This is a genomic window from Promicromonospora soli (assembly GCF_014653785.1).
Classification (GTDB): Bacteria; Actinomycetota; Actinomycetes; order Actinomycetales; family Cellulomonadaceae; genus Promicromonospora; species Promicromonospora soli.
In genome coordinates this window covers 358,275-376,788 of record NZ_BNAS01000004.1, presented here as the reverse complement: position 1 = coordinate 376,788, position 18,514 = coordinate 358,275, and the positions used below count along the sequence as shown (strand labels likewise).

Sequence of the window (18,514 nt, the reverse complement as noted above, 5' to 3'; positions counted from 1 at the left end):
ACCCCACCCCGGACGAGAGAGAACGAGATGACCAGCGAGACGACGTCCTCCGGCGCCCCCACCAGCAAGGCGCGCAACACCGACCCGCAGTTCAGCAAGCTCACCGTCGGCGTCTGCCCTGATCAGTGGGGCGTGTGGTTCCCCGACGACGAGAAGCAGATCCCCTGGGAGAAGGCGCTGGCCGAGATGGCCGAGGCCGGCTTCGAGTACATGGAGACGGGCCCGTACGGCTACTTCCCGACCGACCCGAAGCGCCTGCAGAAGGTGATGGACGACAACGGCTTCACGGTCGTCGCCGGCACCGGCTGGGGCGTGCTGCACAAGGCCGACGCCTGGGCCGAGACCGAGAAGACCTTCCGGGCCATCGCCGAGACCCACGCGGCCGTCGGCGCGGAGTACATAGTCCACCTGCCCCCGCTGTTCCGCGACGACAAGACCTGGGAGTGGACCGACGACCGCGTGCTGACGCCGGACGCCTGGAAGCTCTACACCGAGAACGCCAACCGGCTCGGCCAGATCCTCAAGGACGAGTACGGGCTGAAGATGGTGCTCCACCCGCACGGGGACAGCCACATCGAGACGCCGGAGGACATCGCGCGCGTGTTCGACGCGACCGACCCCGACTACGTCAACCTGTGTCTCGACACCGGCCACATCGTCTACGGCGGGGGAGACCCGCTGGAGATGGTGCGCACCTACCCCGACCGCATCTCCTACGTGCACATCAAGGCCTTCGACGTCGAGCTGACCGAGCAGGCGCACAAGGAGGACTGGCCCTTCGGCGAGGCGGTCGCGCGCGGCGCGTCGGTCCGGCCCCCGGCCGGTGCTCCCGACATGAAGGCGCTCGTCGCCGCGCTGGCCGGCCTGGACAAGGACCTGTACGTCGTGACCGAGCAGGACCTGTACCCGTGCGACCCGCGGCTGCCGCTGCCGAACGCCGTCATGACCCGCCAGTACCTGGCGTCGTGCGGACTGGGCCTGCTCTGACGGGGATGCTGGGACGGGGGGTGCTGACGTGACGGGACGACGGCGGATCGGCGTCGGGCTGATCTCCGCGGGCTGGATGGGCGCCGTCCACTCGCACGCCTACCGGGCGCTGGGGGAGCGGTACCCGGAGCTCGACGTCGACGTCGTGCCCGTCATCGTCGCCGACACCTCGGCGCCGAACGCCGAGGCGGCCCGGCGCCGCTTCGGCTACCGGGAGACGACCGCCGACTACCGCAAGGTGCTGGCCCACCCCGAGGTCGACGTGGTGTCGATCTGCGGCCCCAACTACCTGCACCGCGAGCACGCGCTCGCGGCCGCGGCGGCCGGCAAGCCGTTCTGGGTCGAGAAGCCCATGGGAACCTCGGCCGGGCAGTCGCAGGACATCGCCGACGCCGCGCGGGACGCCGGGCTGGTCACCGCCGTCGGGTTCAACTACCGGCACGCTCCCGCGGTGGAGCACCTGCGGTCGCTTGTCCGCTCGGGCAGGCTCGGCCGGGTCACGAACGTCCGTGTGGTGCTCGACGCCGACTACTCGTCGTCGCCTTCCGGGCCGCGGACCTGGCGCTTCGTACGGGCGACGGCGGGGTCGGGCGTTCTCGGCGACCTGCTCAGCCATGGCTTCGACCTGGCGCAGTACGTCGTCGCCCCGGTGCGCGAGGTCACGGCGCTCACGGAGACCTTCATCCGCGAGCGGCCGGCGCCGGCCGACGGCGGCGTCGGGCACCAGTCCCGCGGCGACCTCGGCGGGGAGCCGCTGCCCGTGGAGAACGAGGACTACGCGGCGGTGCTCGCGCGCCTGGTCGGCGGTGCCGTGGCGACCTTCGAGTCGTCCCGTGTGGCCGTCGGGCCGCGGTGCGGCTACGGCATCGAGGTGTTCGGCAGCCAGGGCACCGCCCGGTGGGACTTCGAGCGCATGAACGAGCTCGAGATCTGCCTCGGGCCAGGCGACGCCGGGTACGGCTTCACGCGGGTGCTGACGGACGGGGCGCACGGGGAGTTCGGCCGGTTCAACCCCGGCGGGGGCATGGGGCTGAGCTTTGAGGACCTCAAGGTCATCGAGGGCGCGCGGTTCATCACGTCAGTGCTCACGGGCAAGCAGGTGGCGCCGTCCGTGGCCGACGGGCTGCAGGCCGCTCGCGTGGCTGCCGCCGCGGAGGCGTCGGCGGCCGACGGGCGGTGGCACGAGGTGCCCCCTCCTGACGAGGGGGTCACGTACGGGGCGTAGGCCGGGCTCCCGTGCCGCTGCGTCAGGTCGCGCACGGGGCCATCGGGGCTGGTAACGACTGGCGTCCCTGCCGTACCCACCGGATATGATGGGGCGCGTCGGCCGGGAGCCGGTCCGGAGAACCCCAAGGTCATCCTTGGTTTTCGCCGATTACGGGCTGTGGCGCAGCTTGGTAGCGCATCTGCTTTGGGAGCAGAGGGTCGCTGGTTCGAATCCAGTCAGCCCGACATATGCCCACCAGCATCGATACTCATCGGCGCTGGTGGGCATCGTCGTTCCCAGTGACGGGCGGAGCCAATTCGGGAGCCTAAGATTGTCCTGCTGGAATCGGCTCGTTGGGGTTGATAGAGATCCGATGAATATCCCAAGCGCCGGATGTCCATCCGGGTGACGATCCCGGTCGACCGTCTGGTCACGCCCGGGTCGGTGGACCGGGCCGCCGCAGCGACCCTGCCGCTGGCCGGAATGACCGCGCAGCAGGCTCCCGGCGGCCCGGCTTTGGACCCTGGATCACCGCTGCACTGTGAAGATCCTGGCGGCGGGCCCCGCCGGCAGCTCGACGACCGGCGTCTCGCCGTCGGTGCGGATCGTCCACTCCGGCAAGGCGACCGGGTAGGCCTGCTTCAGGTCCCGCCCGCGCAGCCCTGGCAGCGCGACCTCCGCAGCCTCACCGCGCGACCACAGCGCCAGCAGCGACTCGGATCCGGTGTCGAGCTGCAGGGCGATCACCTCGTCCCCCCAGCCCGGAAGTCCCAGCGGCCACACCGGATGCGACCTGGCGATGCGATGCCGCCAGTCCTTGTGCAGCGCAATGGCTTCGCGCACCAGATCGGACTGCTCCGCGCTCAACTCATTGAGGAACCCGGAGAGGTACAACCGGCCCATGACGCCCGCCGTCATCGCGAACGCCGTCTCCTCCAAACCCATCGACGCGGCCGGATACGCCCAGTTCCCCGCCTGCTCGGGAAGGACGCTCGCAGGCGCCGCCGCCGCGATCGGCGCGTACTTACGGAAGTCCTCCTGGTCTGAGGTCGACTGCAGATGCGCCACCGAAAGGAGGTTGTAGTCCATGCGCAGCGCACCCGAACCACAGTTCTCGAACAGCACTCCCGGATGCCGGGCCTGCACACCGAGCAGCCAGTCGCGGAAGGCACGGGTGTGACCGAGCAGCCCTGCCCCTGGCGCGTCGGCGTCCACTTCAGTCCCGGCGCCTATGTTCCTGTTGTAGTCGAGCTTGATGAACTCGAGCCCGAGCTCGTCCACCAGCCGGTCCACCGTCTCGTCCAAGTGGGCGCGCGCCGCCGGATGCCGCAGGTCGAGCTGGAAGTTCCCCGCCACGATCACCCGCTCGCCGAACCGCTGGAAGAACGCCTCTTCCGGCAACCGCTCCGCCATCGCCGACTCGACCCCGACCGCCTCCGGCTCCAACCACAACCCGGGCCGCATGCCGTTGGCGCGGATGGCGTCGATGACCGACAACAAGCCGCCGGTGAACCGCTCGGGAGCCTCGAGCCACTCGCCCGCGCCGACCCACCAGGCGCTGCCGGGCGTGGCGTACCACCCGGCGTCGATGCAGAAGTACTCCGCGCCCGCCTCGGCCGCCGACTCGATGAGCGGTAGTAGCTTCTCCGTCGACGGCTCGCCCATGAGAGTGTTCATGTAGTCGTTGTAGACCACCGGAAGCCGAGCATCGACCGGGCGCACCTCACGGATCGCGCGCCGGTAACCGGTGAGCGCCGCGAAGGCCGCGTCCCGGCCGCCATCGGCGACGCAGAGTCCTGCCGGCACCGAGGTGAACTCTTCGCCCGGCGCCAGCCGGGCGGCGAACTGGTGGTGCCTGTCGGTCGCGCCGTGCACGCCCACCGTCACGGTGCTCCCGGTCTGTGCCACCTCCCAGTGCCAGCTAGCGCTGGTCTCGACCTGCCACGCGATCGAAGGGACGGTCTCGGCCGCGAGGACGCCGGTCGGCAGGAACGATCCAGTCGACCAGCTCCCATGGCTGGTCAGCGAGAAGAGCCCGCGCGGGTGCTGGCCGCCGTGCATCGCGGGATCGATGTCGGGCAGCAGCTCGCTCAATGGGCGCTGCCGCCAGCGCCCCTCGGCCCGCCATTCGCTCTCGCCCCAGAGGAGGTCGTGCGCACCGTCGGCGGGCACGGCCACGAGCGCTGAGCTCACCGAGAGCAGTACGAGACTCCGGTCGGCCACGTTGCGAACGGTGTGTCGGATCTGGAGGCCCGGTCCAGCGACGCGGAAGACGCTGAGCACCTCGACGCCGAACTCCGGTGCGCGCTGGCGGATCCGCAGCTCGGTCTCGTCCGATTCGTGGCCCGCGTAGCGGAGCCGCTGCCCGGCGCTCGAGTAGAGGAGGCCCTGGTCGTTGCTGGCGCGGTGCTCGACGCCGGCGGTGATGACGTCGATGATCGCCCAGGGTGCGGCCGCTGACGGCGCCTCGGGTGCGGTCGCGAGGCGCACGAGCCGCACGGGCCGGTCGTCGCGGTGGTCGAACTTCAGGTGGAGCCCGGGGAGGGCCCACTCGAAGACCGGATCCTCGTCACGATGCAACGGGGCTTGCGATGTCATTTACCACTCCGCTCTCGATTGAAATACGCCTATGCATCTTTCGGATGACCCAACTCAGAGGCGCCGGCCGGGTCCGTCCGAAGCCGAGCCCTGGGGCCTCTTCCTCGAAACGCATCGACGAATGTCCATGACGCCAGCTGACACCCGACGATAGCGAAACGAGCCAACTTCTGCCCGATTTGCTCGGAGTTGGGGCTTGCATCCTCGCCATCCCCACCCTACGTTTGTCGAAGCGCTTCAACGGAGCGCTGCATCACCCGAGGCGCGCTCGATGGGGAGCCAACCACCCCTTTTCGAGCGCCACATGTGCGCGAAGAAGGGCATACCGTGAAAAGACCCCCTTGGCAGAAGCTCGCAGCCCTGGCGGCCGGACTGGCACTGACGGCGAGCCTCGCCGGCCCCGCCGGCGCGCAGACGACACCCGAGCGCCGTTCGTCCCCGCCGGACCACGCGGTCACGGCCATGGAGCAGGTCGCGGCCATGCAGCCCGGCTGGAACGTCGGCAACTCCCTCGACGCCTTCGGCGGTGACACCGGCGGTGAGACCGCCTGGGGCAACCCGCCGATCACCGAGGAACTCCTCCAGACCATCAAGGCCGAGGGCTACAACTCGATCCGCCTCCCGGTGGCGTGGGACTACGAGCACACCGGCCCAGGACCGGACTACACGATCTCCTCCGAGCGCATGGAGCGTGTCGCGCAGGTCGTCGACTGGGCGATCGCGAACGACCTCCAGGTGCTGGTCAACATCCACGACCAGATGTTCACCAAGGAGCTGCCGGACGACCGCGAGAACGTGCTGGCGAAGTTCAACGCGATGTGGACCCAGATCGCCGAGCGGTTCAAGGACTACCCGTCCGAGCTGTCCTTCGAGAGCATCAACGAACCGCAGTTCCCCACTGACGTGGCCAACCAGGACGCCCACACCGCCACGCTCAACGTCAACTTCTACGAGACCGTCCGCGCCACCGGCGGGAAGAACTCGGACCGGCTCCTGGTGCTGCCGACGTGGGTCACCAACTCCGAGCAGCCGCACCTGGACGCGCTCAAGGCCACCATCGACGAGCTCGACGACGAGATGATCGCCGCGACCGTCCACTTCTACGGGTTCTGGCCCTTCGGCGTCAACGTCGCCGGGGTCACCACCTACGACGAGGCGACCCAGCAGGACCTCGAGAACTCCTTCCAGCGCACCAATGACACCTTCGTCGACAACGGCGTGCCGGTCATCGTCGGGGAGTGGGGTGTCCTCGGCTACGACTACACCCGCGGCACCGTGCCCAACTCGCCGCAGTACGGCGAATTGCTGAAGTTCTTCCAGGCCACCGCGCACGAGGCCGTCGAAGAGCAGCTGACCTTGATGCTGTGGGACGCCGGCTCGTACCTCAACCGCCACACCCTGGAATGGCGCGACCCGCTCCTGAAGGCGTACATGGACTCAGGTTTTACGACGCTTTCGGGAACCGCCTCGTTCGACTCGATCTACCTCGAGAAGGCCGGGACCATCGCGGACGAGTCGCTCACCCTCAACCGCAACGGCCTTGACTTCGAGGGCCTGTGGCAGGGGGACACCGCACTTACCGAAGGCGCTGACTACACCGTCTCCGGTGACACGCTCACCCTGACCGCCGCCGCGCTCACCCGTCTCGCGGGCGACCGCGCCTATGGCACCAACGCGACCATCGAAGCCCGCTTCTCGGACGGCCTGCCTTGGGCGATCCACATCATCACCTACGACAAGGCGCAGCTCTCGGACGCGTCCGGGACCATGGACGGCGCACCTTGGTCCGGGTGGGAGCCCTGCAACTCCTCGTGCTTCGCGATTCCGACCGAGTTCAACGGCGACCAGGTCGCCACGATGGAGGCCAAGTACGCCGACGGCACCAACGCCGGGCCCCACACGTGGACCGCCTTCAAGGAGTTCTGGGCGACCTACCGGCCCGACTACGGCGCCGGCACGATCAGCCTCACCCCTGACTTCTTCAACGAGGTCAGGGACGACGAGCCCGTCACCCTCACGTTCCACTTCTGGGGCGGCGACACGATCGAGTACACCGTCACCAAGTCCGGCACGACCGTGACCGGAACCTCCGCCTAGGCGGCAACCAGCAAAGCGGCGTGGACACCCAGGTGCCCACGCCGCTTTGCTGTCGTGGACTGTCGTCATTTGCCGCGTGCCATGGCGAGGCGGTCTTTGCGGGTGAGACCGGCTGTGGCGCCGCAGTCGCAGAGGATCTCGGTGCCGGTGAGGTAGCCGGGTCGTTCGCTTGCGCAGAAGGCGACGACTTCGGCGATCTCTTCGGGGCGGCCGTAGCGCTGCAGCGCGGCATAGTCGCCCCGGCAGGTCTCCCATCGCGGCACAGCACGTGCCGGACAGTCAGCACCAGTCCCGGGGCCACCAGGATGTTCGGACCGCTCGACGAATTGTCGAGAGAACGTCCTAGGTTGGGAGCAGAGGGTCGCTGGTTCGAATCCAGTCAGCCCGACATAGGCCCACCAGCATCGATACTCATCGGTGCTGATGGGCTTCGTCGTTCCCGAGGGCCGAAGGTGCCTACTGGGCGCCTACGCTGACTCGGCATCGCCGTGCGTCCGGCCCGCTCGGGCGGGGGCCCGGCGGTGGGGGGCCTGAAGGGTCACGCATGCAGGGCGCGGAGCACCTCGTAGAACCTCGCCTTGCCCTCGAAGCCGATGCCGGGCATCTCGGTCAGGCCGACGTAGCTGTCGTCCACCACGGCGTCGTCGGCGAAACCGCCGGTCGGCTGGAACTCGCCTGGGTAGGACTCGTTCCCGCCGAGCTTGAGCGCGGCCGCGATGTGCAGCGAGAACTGGTGGCCCCCGTGGGGGATGCAGCGGCGTGAGGACCAGCCATGCTGGGCGAGCATCTCCTGGGTGCGGAGATACTCGGTCAGGCCGTAGCTCAGAGCAGGGTCGAACTGCAGGTAGTCGCGGTCAGGGCGCATCCCGCCGTAGCGGATCAGGTTCCGGGCGTCCTGGAGGGAAAACAGGTTCTCTCCCGTCGCGATCGATCCGCGGTAGTGCTCCGCCAGGACTGCGTTCAGCCGGTAGTCGAGGGGGTCGCCGACCTCCTCGTACCAGAACAGGCCGTAAGGCTCGATCGCGCGGCCGTACTCGAGCGCCGTCGCCAGATCGAAGCGGCCGTTGACGTCGACCGCGAGACGCGACCCGTCGCCGTCCAGCACCTCGAGGACGGCCTCGATGCGCTTGAGGTCCTCCGACAGGTCCGCGCCCCCGATCTTCATCTTGACGACCCGGTACCCCCGGTCGAGGAAGCCCCGCATCTCGTCCTGCAGATCCCGCATGCCCTTGTCCGGGGCGTAATAGCCGCCGGCGGCGTAGACGAACACCTTGTCATCCGGCTGGCCATCGCCGTAGCGCTCGGACAAATACCGGTACAGCGGCTGGCCGGCGATCTTCGACGCGAGGTCGAACAAGGCCATGTCGACCACCCCGACAGCGACCGAGCGCTCACCGTGGCCCCCGGGCTTCTCGTTGTTCATCACGATGGGCCAGGCCTTGGTGGGGTCCAGCTCGCCCGCGTCGTTGATGAGCGCGTCCGGCTCCGCCGCCATCAGCCGCGGCAGGACACGGCGTCGAAGGATCTCGCCGGCGCTATAGCGACCGTTGGAGCTGAAGCCGTACCCGACCACCGGCTTGCCGTCACGGACGACGTCGCTGACCAGCGCCACGATCGAGCAGTCCATGGTGCTGAAGTCGATCCAGGCGTTCCGGATCTGGGAGCTGATCGGGACCACGCCTTCGTGGACAGAAACGATCCTCATTGAGTTCCGCACCTCGCATCCTGTATCTCACATCTTATGGAACCGGCCCGTTCCTGAAACTTCGGTGGTGCGGTCACCGCCCCCGGTCGTTCGCAACGGCTGACCTGCTCAGGAGCTGGACCGCCCGGCGTCCTACTCGTTTGCGGCCGGGGGGAAGAGTCACAAGAGGCTCCTCGGCCAGGTGGCCCGGGTGGCCCGCCTGTGGGAAACGGAGCGGAAACGTGCGCTTCCTACCCTGTGCGGATGGAAGCCCCGTCCCGCCGGATCGAGCTCGATCCCACCCGCAGCCGCTTCGCCGCGGACTCGATCGCCGCCGGCATGCTCGCCTCGATGAGCGCCGCGTTCGGGCGAGTGCTCGGCCCGGCGACGGTGACGGTCGACGGCGTGACCCGGTGCGAGGTCGAAGCCGTCGACGCGGACGGAGCGGTGTTCGCACAGCTCATCGCGAACACGGGCGAGTTCACGTCGGCGTACCGCAACCGGGTCACGGCAAACATGTTCAAGCTCGTCTGGGTCACCCGGGCGCTCTTCCCCGGCGCCCGGCAGGTGCTGTGCATCACCCCGTCGGTGACCCCCGCCTTCGCACCGACCGGCTGGGTGCGGGTCGCTTCCCGCGACCTCGGTGTCGAGGTTTTCGTCTACGACCCGGTCTCGGGCGCGCTCCGCCCGCTCGAGGACACCTGACGGATCGAGATTCATGAACACGTAACACGGCGGCACTCGACGGGTAACACTCCGCTCGTACGGTCGTCACCACGTGGACCTCCGCAGGGCACATCGCATCGACGATTCGCTCAGCACGCTTTCCACCTCCGAACCCGTGTATTGAGTTGTGGAGGCTCCATGCGTTCCATCGTCGTCGTCTCAGGAAACCCGAGACCCGCTTCAAAGACCACCGCCGTCGCGACCGCGCTCGCCGAGGCGATCGCCGCGGACAGCCCGGCGCAGGTCTCCGTCATCGAGCTCGCCGACCTCGGCCCCGCCGTGCTCGAGTGGGGCAACCAGGATGCGGCCGCTCAGCGTGAGCGCGCGGCAGCTGCGGACCTGCTCGTCGTCGCCACCCCGTCGTACAAGGGCAGCTACACCGGCCTGCTGAAGGCGTTCTTCGACGGGTACGGGCCCACCTCGCTGCAGGGAGTTCCCGCCGTGGCGGTGACCGTCGCCGCGTCGCCCGCCCACGCGCACATCACCGGCGAGTTCCACCTCGTGCCGCTCCTGCACGAGGTCGGCGCCGAGACACCGCTCGGTGCCCTGGGCGTGCTCGAGACCGAGGCCGCCGACGCCAACGCGCGCATGGCGCGCGTCGGGTCGTGGGTGGATCAGCGACGGCCTCTCGTGCGCGCCGTCTGGGCCGCGACACGCGGGACGGGGGTGTCGGCATGACCCTCGTCGACAAGGCGCCCGCGCAGAACGCCGCGCCCGCCAGCCCCTCCGCGCCCGACCCGCTGCGGCGCACGCTCGGCCACATGGCCACCTCGGTGACCCTCGTCACCACCGTGCACGAAGGCATCCGCTACGGCTTCACCGCCAACAGCTTCACCTCGGTGTCGGCCAATCCGCCGCTGGTGACCGTCTTCCTCGCCGACACGGCCGACTGCTACGGCGCGTTCGCGGCCACCGAAGTGGTCGCGGTCAACATCCTCGCCGAGGGGCAGGGCGACATCGCCCAGCACTTCGCCACGAAGGGGGTCGACAAGTTCGCGGCGGTCGAGCTCGACCCCGACCGCGACGACGTGCCGGTCATCGCCGGCTCCATGGCGACGATCCTCGGACGCGTCGAGACCCGCCAGACCGCCGGCGACCATCTCATGCTGCTGATCGCGGTCGACGAGGTAGTCCACAACGACCGAGAACCGCTGGTCTACCACAACCGTTCGTTCCGGAAGCTGGTCTGACATGGCTGCCAACACCGCCATCCGCATCGCCGAGGCCCGCAAGGTGTACGGGTCGGGATCGTCGGCCATGGTCGCCCTGCACGACGTCGACCTCGAGATCCCCACGGGACGCTTCGTCAGCATCATCGGCCCGTCCGGCTGCGGCAAGTCGACCCTGCTGCGGCTCATCGCCGACCTCGAGACCCCGGACGCCGGGAGCGTCGAGGTGCTCGGCGGCAGCGCCGCCGACGCGTGCGACGGCAAGCACGTCGGCTTCGTGCCGCAGTCGCCGGCGCTCCTGCCCTGGCTGAACGTGCTGCACAACGTCACCCTGCCCCACAAGGTCAACCGGGGGGCGTCGCGCAAGCGTCGTGCCGGCGCCGCCGACGCGCGGCCGATGCCCGACATGGAGCAGCTCCTGCGCGCGGTGGGCCTCGACGACGCGATGCACAAGCTCCCGTCGGAGCTGTCGGGCGGGATGCAGCAGCGCGTCGCGATCGTGCGGGCGATGGGGTTGCAGCCCGACGTGCTGCTCATGGACGAGCCCTTCTCGGCCCTCGACGAGTTCACCCGCGAGGCGCTCCAGGAGCAGCTGCTGGATCTGTGGGACGACACCACGGCGACGGTCGTGTTCGTCACCCATTCGGTGTCGGAAGCGGTGCGCCTGTCGGACCAGGTCGTCGTCATGGCCCCGCGGCCGGGGCGCATCATCGACGTCATCGACGTCGACCTGCCGCGTCCGCGCCGCTGGGATCGGTTCACGTCCGACGCGTTCCACCACTACGAGAACCTCATCCGCGAGTGCCTGCAGTCGGCATGGCACTCGCCCGACCTGCCCTCAGCGGCCTAGGAGTCGACATGACCACCCTCGAATCCTCCGCCGCCCCGTCGGCCGCCGCGATGACCGCGGCCTCCGCTTCGGCACGCGAGGGAGCCGCCCGGCGGTTCCCGAAGTTCCTCCGTCCCAGCCGCTGGGCGCCGATCGTCGTGATGGTCGTGGTGCTGGCGGTGCTGTGGCAGCTGGTCGCCGAGGCGATGCCCTACCTGCTGCCCCCGCTGGACGCGGTGGGGAAGGCGCTCGCGTCGAACCCGCTGTACTACCTCGAGAATGCGTGGATCACCCTGCAGGAGGCGCTGATCGGCCTGGCGATCGCGTTCGTCTGCTCGTCGGTGCTTGCCGTCGCCGTCAGCGAGGTGCCCGTCATCCGTCGCGCGGTGATGCCGGTCGCGGTCGTGCTCAACGTCACGCCGCTGGTCGCGATCGCCCCCGCTCTCGTGGTCGCCTTCGGGTTCGGCCCCGAGCCGAAGCTCATCGTCACCGCCCTCATCTGCTTCTTCCCGATACTCATCAACCTCACGGTCGGGCTGCGGTCGGTGCCGACGCCGGTGCTGCAGCTCTACCGCACCGTGCACGCGTCCCGTGCCGAGCTCCTGTGGCACGTGCGGGCACCCAGCGCGCTGCCGTACCTGTTCGCGGCGCTGAAGATCGTCTTCCCGCTCTCGATCGTCGGCGCGGTCGTCGCCGAGATGTTCGCGCCCGGGGCCGCCGACGGACTCGGCACCGCCATCAGTCTTGCCAGCTCCAACAACCAGCTGGCGGTGGTCTACACGTCGATCTTCATCCTCGCCCTCATGGGCGCATCACTTCTCGCGATCGTCACCGCGGTCGAACGGCGCGTCCTGCACTGGCACGAGACGCATCGATCCGAATCCGAGTAATCCTCCCCGCCGTCACCACCCGCACGACAGCTTCCACCGGCTCCATCCCCTCCCGCGCCCGGTACCCCGGTCGAGCGCGCCCTTTTGCGCCCCCCGCGCAACGAAGGAGAACCATGACCCCCCGCATCCTCACTAGTTCCGTCGTCGTCGGCGCCGCCGCCACCGCGCTCGTCGCGCTCGCCGGCTGCGCCACCGGTGACGACACCGCCGCGGCCTCCGACGCCGGTTCGGCCATCTCGGCCGAACGTTGCGCCGAGAACGAAGCCGCCGGCACCATCACCTTCCTCACCGGCTACCAGTACCAGGCGTCGGCATCGATCCTCGAGATCGTCGCCGCCGACGAGCTGGGCTACTTCGACGCCCTGTGCCTCGACGTCGAGATCCAGCCCGGCACCGGAGACACCGGCCAGAACACGCAGCTCGTGGCCTCCGATCAGGTGCAGTTCACCTCGGTCAGCCAGCAGAACCTGCTGCAGGCCCACGACACCGGCATCGACCTGCGCGGCATCTCGTCGTACTCGAACGTCGGGCTGGAGATCCTCATGACGATGCCGGAGGTCACCGACCTCGCTGAGCTCGACGGCACCATCCTCGGCCACAAGGGCGGTCTTCCGGCGGCGGTCGAGGCGATGCTCGACGAGGCCGGCGCCGACGTCGACAGCATGCAGCAGGTCGTGGTGGGCTACGACCCCTCGATCCTGCCGCGCGGCCAGGTCGACTCGCTCACCGGGTTCATCTCGAACGAGCCGAACCTGCTCACCGCCTCGGGCGAGGACGTCACGGTCTGGCGCCCCTATGACTTCGGCGTGCCGTCGTCGCTCGGTTCCCTCGCGGTGAACCCGGCATTCGCCGACGAGCATCCAGGAGTCGTGGAGGACTTCCTGCGGGCGTCGTTCCACGCGTTCGAGTACTGCGAGGCCAACGCCGAGGAGTGCGTCGGGTACACCGCGGAGCTGTCCGGCGAAGGCTACGACGTCGACCACAACGTCAACATCTGGACCACCGAGACCGAGATCGTCCGCGAGTCGCAGCGCGACGGCGCGAACTTCGGAGCCATCGACGAAGAGAACGTCGTGGCCATCGTCGACCTGCTGAACGGTTTCTCGCTGCTGGAGAACGACATCAGCGAGGACGAGGCGCTCGGCCTGTTCGAGACGTCGTACGTCGACGCGATCTTCGCCGACGGCGAGCTGATCTGGCCCGCCCCGTGACCGGCAGACCTTTCGAGAAGGAGCACCACATGAGTGAGCACAAGGAGTACGGCGTCTTCCTGCCCAATGCGGCGGGCGGCTGGATGATCTCGAAGACGGCGCCGTACCCGCCTGCGAGCTACGACTACAACCGTCAGGTCGCGCGGCTGGCCGAAGAGGTCGGGCTCGACTTCATCATGGCGATGGCCAAGTGGCGCGGATTCGGCGGCGAAACCGACCACTGGGGCGAGACGCTCGAGTCGATGACCATGATGGCGGGGCTGGCCGAGGCCACCGAGAAGGTGAAGATCTGGGCCACCGTGCACGCGAACATGCAGAACCCCGCGTTCGCGGCGAAGGTCTTCACCACCCTGCAGCAGATCAGTCACGGTCGGGCCGGCATGAACATCGTCAACGGTGCGTACGCCGACGAGTTCCAGCAGATGGGCATCTGGGACGAGACCATGTCGCACGACGAGCGGTACGCGATGACCGAGGAGTGGACGCAGGCCGTGCTGCGGCTGTGGTCGGAGCCGTCGGTGACGATGCACGGCGACTTCTTCACCCTCACCGACTGCGAGTCGCGTCCGCTTCCTGACCCGCGGCCGACGATCATCTCGGCGGGGCGCTCCGACCGCGGCAGGGCCTTCCAGGCGCAGTACGCCGACGGGGCCTTCCTCGGGTCGGAGAGTCTCGAGGGCATGCGCGACCTGTCGCGCGACGTGCACGAGCGCGCCGCCGCGGCGGGTCGCACGGTACGCACCTACTCGATGCTGACCATCGTGCAGGCCGAGACGGATGCCGAGGCCGAGGCGCTGGTCGCGCACTACGGCGACGGCCTCGACCGCGAGGCGTTGTCGAACATGCGCCGTTCGTGGGGCTGGGCACCCGAGCGTGCACTGTCGTGGGCGCAGAGCGCCCAGGGCGAAGAGGCGTTCCAGACCCCGTACGTCACCGGGTCGGCGGCGACGATCGCCGAGCGCGTGCTCGAGATCGTCGATGCCGCCGAGCTCGACGGTCTGATGCTCATCTTCCCCGACTACCTCGAGGGTCTGCCGCGCTTCGGCGAGACCGTGCTGCCGTCGCTGCGCGCGGCGTCCGCCCCCGTGGTGGAGGTCGCCTCGTGACGGCCCTGCGCGACCGCCAGCTCGCCGCTCTCGTCCCCGAGGCGGGTGCGCTGATCGTGGTGGACGTCCAGCGCTCGTTCGGCGACCCCGCCCTCCTCGCTCCGTACGGGCTGGACGCCGCGGCCGAGGCGGCAGTCGCCGCCGCCGTGACGCGGTGCGCGGCGCTGGTGGACGGCGCCCGCCGGCGCGGCGTGCCGGTGTACTGGGTGGAGCTCGGCACCCCTGCCGACGAGCCGTGGCGTGCGAGCGCCTGGTTGCGGACGGGGAACCTCGATGCACCAGTGGGACCCGAGGAGCCGTGCGTACTCGGGTCGCGGGGCGCCGAGTGGTACGGCGTGACACCCCTGACGGGCGAGCCGCGCATCGTCAAGCGCGGCTACAGCGGATTCGTCGGCACCGACCTCGCCGAACGGCTCGCAGCCGACGGCATCGAGTGGGTCGCGGTGGCCGGTCTGACGACGGAGTGCTGCGTGGCAGCCACCGCCACCGACGCCTTCCAGCTCGGCTGGCCGGTGCTCCTGGTCGACGACGCCACCGCCGCCTACGCCGGCGACATCCATCGTGCGGCGGTCGCCTCCCTCGCGCTCAACGTCGCGGTGGTCGCCGACACCGCCCAGGTCGAGGGCGTGTGGGCCGGCCGTGCCGCCCTCGTCGCGGAGGTGATCGCATGAGCGGCATGCACGTAGCTTTCGACCTGTCGTTCACCCACACCGAGGGGCGCTGGGCACGCCCGGGGTCGTGGGTGGGCCGTGCCTTCCCCGATGTGCGGATGTTCCAGGAGATCGCCGTCACAGCCGAGCGCGCCGGCATGCACCTGCTGTTCTTCGGCGACGGCAGCGGCATCCCCGACACGTGGCGCGGGTCGATCGATCCGGCGGTGGAGTGGGGCGTGCAGTGGCCGCGCCAGGACATGAGCCCGTTCATCGCAGCCATGGCCGGCGTCACGCGCGACATCGGGTTCGGTCTCACCTATTCCTCGACGTTCATGCACCCCTTCTATGTCGCGCGGCTGCTGAACTCGCTCGACCACGTCACGGCGGGGCGCATCGCGTTCAACGTGGTCGCCTCGAGCCGCAGCGCGGATGCCGCCAACTACGGGTTCGACCAGCTGCTTGAGCACGGGCTGCGCTACGAGCGGATGGAGGAGTTCGTCGAGGTCTGCCAGGCGCTGTGGGACTCAGTTCCCGCCGAGGCGATCGTGATGGACCGGGAGACGGGCCGTTTCGCCGATCCGTCGAAGGTCGCGGCGATCGGCCACGAGGGGCAGTTCTTCAAGGTCAAGGGCCCGCTCAGCACGATGCCGAGTCCGCAGGGGCGTCCGGTTCTCGTACAGGCCGGGAACTCCCCGCGCGGTGTCGCCGCGTCGGCGAAGTTCGCCGACGTCGTGTTCGGCTTCGGCGGCGCGGTCGCGTCGCAGCAGCGCCATCGGCGGATGCTCGACGAAGCCCTCGCGGCCGAAGGGCGCGATCCGCGGCAGGTCGGCATCCTGTGGGCGACGCAGGTGATCGTCGGACGCACGGAGGACGAGGCGCGCACCCGGCGTGACGCGGTGCTCGAGTTCTGGAGCGAGGACGCGGTCGGGGCCTACATCTCGCACAACGCCGGCTTCGACTTCTCGCGCGTGCCCGAGCGCATCGTGCTGGGCGAGCTCGCCGAGCAGATTCGCGCTGCCCAGGCCTCTCCCGGTGGGTTCGTCGGGTCGCTGATCGATGAGTGCGGCCCCGACCACGAGATCAGTCGGGCGGAGTTCTTCGAGCACGGCTGGCGCAGCGCCACGGGGCTGGACCACAGCGCGATCGGTACCCCCGCGCAGGTCGCCGACCAGCTCGAGGAGAACTTCGCCGCGACCGGATCGCGCGGCGGATACATGTTCACGACGCCGCTCGCGACTCCGTCAGGTCTCGCAGACATCGCCGAGCTGCTCGTGCCCGAGCTCGGCCGCCGCGGCGTGCTCGCCCCCCGCACCCCCGGTGGCCTGCTGCGCGAGAACCTGCGGGCATGACCGTCGTGCGGCCCGAGCCCGGGCTCGGCCAGGCCCTGCAGGTGTGCGCGCTGATCGGCACCGCGCAGATGACGTGGGGCGTGGTCGTGCCCGTGCTGCCGCTGTTCGTCGACGACCTGCGGATCCAGGCGGCGCAGCTCGGCACGATCATCGCCGCCTTCGCGATCGGCCGGGTCATCGCGAACGTGCCGGCCGGTCTCGCCCTGCGACGGGTGCCCGCGCGCCCCTTCGTGCTCATCGTGCTGGTCGTGCTCGCCGGCGTGACCGCGGCGACGGGGTTCGCGACCAGTGCGGAGTGGCTCATCGCCCTGCGCCTGGTCGCCGGACTTCTTGCCGGAGCCGCCATCACCCTCGGCTTCGCGGTGCTGTTCGCCGGTGCCCCGCCCGTGCGTCGTGGTCGTGTCGTGTCGATCGCGACGATCGTGCAGATGGGTGCCGCCGCCGTCGGGTCCCTGATCGGTGGCATCGCGGTCACCCTCGGCGGGGTGCCGGCGGCGTTCGTGGCGGCGGCGGTGCCGGTGCTCGTCGCCGTCGCCGCCGACCTCGTCCGTCCGGCATCCGGGTACTGGGGTGCGCTCGCGCCTCGTGGCGGCACGGAGCCGGACGCCGACCCGGCGCCCGCGCCGCGGCGTTCGGCGACGCTCGTCACGCTGGCGATCGTGTCTTTCGGCCTGTTCTTCGCCAGGTTCGCCGGAGAACAGGGACTCATCCCCGTGCTCGCGTACGACCACGGCGGCCTCGAACCGCTGACCCTCGGGATCGCGTTCGCGCTCGGGACGGTCGTCAGCGCGGCGGCGCTAGGTGTGGTCGGACGATGGGTGGATGCCGGGGGCCGCGTCGCGGTCATCGTGCTGTCGATCGTCGGGGTCGTCGCGGCGACCGCGGCGTTCGGGGTGCTGTCGTCACCCGTATGGTTCGGTCTCGCGATCGTCGTCTACGCGGTGGCCACGAGCCTGGCGAACGTCGTGCCGAGCGTCGTGACCGCCGAGGTGTTCCCCGGTCGCTCGTCGGGCGGGGCCGTCGGCGTCACCCGCACCGCCGGAGACGTCGGCGCGGCGGTCGGGCCCCTCGCGGTGTTCGGCCTCGTCGACCTCACCGACGCGGGAGCCGGCCTGGCGATGCTGGCCGCGGTGCCCGCCCTCGCGATGACGCTGCTGCTCGTGCGCGTGCGTCGCGCGTGAATCGATCGATCAAACCAGGGACCAGCGACCGCACACTCACACCTCGGGGCCCACCATTGCCTCGGGTGCGGGACGGCGTTCCCGCAGCCACACCTCGCTCTGGGCGACGTGCGCCGCCGCCGCTACGGAGGCGGCGACGGGATCGCGTGACACCAGGGCGCCCAGGATCGCTCGGTGGCCGGCGTCGGAGACCCGCTTGGTCTCCGGGGTGAGGACCGGGTAGGCGCGCGACCGCGACCGCAGCACCGACACCATCGACCCGAGCGACTCGTTGCCGCAGAGCCGCACGATGCCCATGTGGAACTCGTGGTCGAGCGCCGACTGCTCGTCCACGTCCTCGCTCGCCTCCAGCCGGTCGAGCAGGCCGCCCAGCGCGGCGAGCGTCGCGTCGTCGCAGCGTGCGGCCGAGAGAGCGACGGCGTGCGCCTCCAGCACGCGGCGCAGCTCGTAGAGCTCGAGGATCGACTCCAGGGGCAGCAGCCCGACGGTGAGGGACAGCGTCCGGATCATGTCGGCGGCGCGCAGCTCGCCGACGAACGTGCCCGCGCCACGGCGGGTCTCGACGACGCCGAGGGCCGAGAGCGTGCGGATCGCCTCGCGGATCGACCCACGTGAGACGCCGAGCCGCTCGCTCAGTTCTCCCTCGCTGGGCATCCGGTCACCCGGCTGGAGCGAGCCGTCGGCGATCAGGGTACGCAGCCCATGCAGGGCTGTCTCGACTGCGCTCACCTCGTGCATCCCCCCAGGATGTCAGTTTCTCCGGGGCGCGGCGGACATTTCGCGTCCGTAAAACCTGTCCTACAAATCTGTGTCGTTTGCGCGGAATC

At 69.7% G+C, this 18,514-nt stretch carries 17 protein-coding genes and 1 tRNA gene; 14 read left to right on the top strand and 4 right to left on the bottom strand.

What is annotated here, in order from left to right; all coding sequences use genetic code 11:
- Positions 1-27 precede the first annotated feature (27 nt).
- From IE250_RS14840 to IE250_RS14830, 3 genes are all read left to right on the top strand, one after another.
- Positions 28-987, top strand: coding sequence for a TIM barrel protein (locus tag IE250_RS14840; RefSeq protein ID WP_189670043.1), 960 nt, complete (start codon positions 28-30; stop codon positions 985-987).
- Positions 988-1,015: 28 nt separating this feature from the next.
- Positions 1,016-2,212, top strand: a complete 1,197-nt coding sequence (locus IE250_RS14835) for a Gfo/Idh/MocA family protein (protein WP_189670042.1) — start codon at positions 1,016-1,018, stop codon at positions 2,210-2,212.
- 153 nt (positions 2,213-2,365) lie between these two features.
- A tRNA-Pro gene (locus IE250_RS14830) sits at positions 2,366-2,439 on the top strand.
- A 283-nt stretch (positions 2,440-2,722) separates the two neighbouring features.
- Here IE250_RS14830 and IE250_RS14825 read toward each other — a convergent pair.
- Positions 2,723-4,792, bottom strand: coding sequence for a glycoside hydrolase family 36 protein (locus IE250_RS14825; RefSeq protein ID WP_189670041.1), 2,070 nt, complete (start codon positions 4,790-4,792; stop codon positions 2,723-2,725).
- A gap of 327 nt (positions 4,793-5,119) precedes the next feature.
- On the opposite strand from IE250_RS14825, the gene IE250_RS14820 reads away from it, so the two are divergent.
- Positions 5,120-6,889, top strand: a complete 1,770-nt coding sequence (locus IE250_RS14820) for a cellulase family glycosylhydrolase (protein WP_189670040.1) — start codon at positions 5,120-5,122, stop codon at positions 6,887-6,889.
- A 65-nt stretch (positions 6,890-6,954) separates the two neighbouring features.
- On the opposite strand, the gene IE250_RS24570 is transcribed toward IE250_RS14820, so the two are convergent.
- Both IE250_RS24570 and IE250_RS14810 read right to left on the bottom strand, forming a co-directional pair.
- Entirely contained in the window at positions 6,955-7,152 is a 198-nt protein-coding gene (locus IE250_RS24570) for an SDR family oxidoreductase (RefSeq protein ID WP_229872474.1), read from the bottom strand.
- Positions 7,153-7,427: 275 nt separating this feature from the next.
- Positions 7,428-8,594, bottom strand: a complete 1,167-nt coding sequence (locus IE250_RS14810; protein WP_189670039.1) for a mandelate racemase/muconate lactonizing enzyme family protein — start codon at positions 8,592-8,594, stop codon at positions 7,428-7,430.
- Between the two features lie 243 nt (positions 8,595-8,837).
- Here IE250_RS14810 and IE250_RS14805 point away from each other — a divergent pair, with 243 nt between their 5' ends.
- The 10 genes from IE250_RS14805 to IE250_RS14760 all read left to right on the top strand — a co-directional run bounded on the left by IE250_RS14805 (position 8,838) and on the right by IE250_RS14760 (position 17,687).
- Positions 8,838-9,278: a hypothetical protein gene (locus tag IE250_RS14805; RefSeq protein WP_189670038.1), complete on the top strand. Its 441-nt coding sequence runs from the start codon at positions 8,838-8,840 to the stop codon at positions 9,276-9,278.
- Positions 9,279-9,437: 159 nt separating this feature from the next.
- Entirely contained in the window at positions 9,438-9,977 is a 540-nt protein-coding gene (locus tag IE250_RS14800) for an NADPH-dependent FMN reductase (protein WP_189670037.1), read from the top strand.
- Positions 9,974-10,489 (top strand): flavin reductase family protein, encoded by a 516-nt coding sequence (locus IE250_RS14795; protein ID WP_189670036.1) that lies wholly within the window; start codon positions 9,974-9,976, stop codon positions 10,487-10,489. Before IE250_RS14800 ends, IE250_RS14795 begins: the two co-directional genes overlap by 4 nt.
- Before the next feature lies 1 nt (position 10,490).
- Positions 10,491-11,318: an ABC transporter ATP-binding protein gene (locus tag IE250_RS14790; protein ID WP_189670035.1), complete on the top strand. Its 828-nt coding sequence runs from the start codon at positions 10,491-10,493 to the stop codon at positions 11,316-11,318.
- Between the two features lie 8 nt (positions 11,319-11,326).
- A complete protein-coding gene (locus tag IE250_RS14785) occupies positions 11,327-12,187 on the top strand; it encodes an ABC transporter permease (RefSeq protein ID WP_229872473.1) in 861 nt (286 codons plus the stop codon).
- 113 nt (positions 12,188-12,300) lie between these two features.
- Positions 12,301-13,398 (top strand): ABC transporter substrate-binding protein, encoded by a 1,098-nt coding sequence (locus IE250_RS14780; protein WP_189670034.1) that lies wholly within the window; start codon positions 12,301-12,303, stop codon positions 13,396-13,398.
- Between the two features lie 29 nt (positions 13,399-13,427).
- Positions 13,428-14,504 (top strand): LLM class flavin-dependent oxidoreductase, encoded by a 1,077-nt coding sequence (locus IE250_RS14775; protein ID WP_189670033.1) that lies wholly within the window; start codon positions 13,428-13,430, stop codon positions 14,502-14,504.
- Positions 14,501-15,175 (top strand): cysteine hydrolase family protein, encoded by a 675-nt coding sequence (locus tag IE250_RS14770; RefSeq protein ID WP_189670032.1) that lies wholly within the window; start codon positions 14,501-14,503, stop codon positions 15,173-15,175. Before IE250_RS14775 ends, IE250_RS14770 begins: the two co-directional genes overlap by 4 nt.
- A complete protein-coding gene (locus IE250_RS14765) occupies positions 15,172-16,506 on the top strand; it encodes an NtaA/DmoA family FMN-dependent monooxygenase (protein WP_189670031.1) in 1,335 nt (444 codons plus the stop codon). The genes IE250_RS14770 and IE250_RS14765 overlap by 4 nt, the downstream gene beginning before the upstream one ends.
- The gene (locus IE250_RS14760; protein WP_189670030.1) at positions 16,503-17,687 is read left to right on the top strand and encodes an MFS transporter; all 1,185 of its coding nucleotides are present in this window, start codon (positions 16,503-16,505) and stop codon (positions 17,685-17,687) included. Before IE250_RS14765 ends, IE250_RS14760 begins: the two co-directional genes overlap by 4 nt.
- Positions 17,688-17,723: 36 nt before the next feature.
- Here the strand turns inward: IE250_RS14760 and IE250_RS14755 are convergent, their stop codons facing one another.
- Positions 17,724-18,425: a FadR/GntR family transcriptional regulator gene (locus IE250_RS14755; RefSeq protein ID WP_189670029.1), complete on the bottom strand. Its 702-nt coding sequence runs from the start codon at positions 18,423-18,425 to the stop codon at positions 17,724-17,726.
- Between the last annotated feature and the right edge of the window lie 89 nt (positions 18,426-18,514).

Bases quoted from the DNA above. Each gene is read 5' to 3' on its own strand.
- IE250_RS14840 (WP_189670043.1), top strand. From the start codon at position 28: ATGACCAGCGAGACGACGTCCTCCGGCGCCCCCACCAGCAAGGCGCGC.
- IE250_RS14825 (WP_189670041.1), bottom strand. From the start codon at position 4,792: ATGACATCGCAAGCCCCGTTGCATCGTGACGAGGATCCGGTCTTCGAG.
- IE250_RS14810 (WP_189670039.1), bottom strand. From the start codon at position 8,594: ATGAGGATCGTTTCTGTCCACGAAGGCGTGGTCCCGATCAGCTCCCAG.
- IE250_RS14805 (WP_189670038.1), top strand. From the start codon at position 8,838: ATGGAAGCCCCGTCCCGCCGGATCGAGCTCGATCCCACCCGCAGCCGC.
- IE250_RS14800 (WP_189670037.1), top strand. From the start codon at position 9,438: ATGCGTTCCATCGTCGTCGTCTCAGGAAACCCGAGACCCGCTTCAAAG.
- IE250_RS14795 (WP_189670036.1), top strand. From the start codon at position 9,974: ATGACCCTCGTCGACAAGGCGCCCGCGCAGAACGCCGCGCCCGCCAGC.
- IE250_RS14790 (WP_189670035.1), top strand. From the start codon at position 10,491: ATGGCTGCCAACACCGCCATCCGCATCGCCGAGGCCCGCAAGGTGTAC.
- IE250_RS14785 (WP_229872473.1), top strand. From the start codon at position 11,327: ATGACCACCCTCGAATCCTCCGCCGCCCCGTCGGCCGCCGCGATGACC.
- IE250_RS14780 (WP_189670034.1), top strand. From the start codon at position 12,301: ATGACCCCCCGCATCCTCACTAGTTCCGTCGTCGTCGGCGCCGCCGCC.
- IE250_RS14775 (WP_189670033.1), top strand. From the start codon at position 13,428: ATGAGTGAGCACAAGGAGTACGGCGTCTTCCTGCCCAATGCGGCGGGC.
- IE250_RS14765 (WP_189670031.1), top strand. From the start codon at position 15,172: ATGAGCGGCATGCACGTAGCTTTCGACCTGTCGTTCACCCACACCGAG.
- IE250_RS14760 (WP_189670030.1), top strand. From the start codon at position 16,503: ATGACCGTCGTGCGGCCCGAGCCCGGGCTCGGCCAGGCCCTGCAGGTG.
- IE250_RS14755 (WP_189670029.1), bottom strand. From the start codon at position 18,425: ATGCACGAGGTGAGCGCAGTCGAGACAGCCCTGCATGGGCTGCGTACC.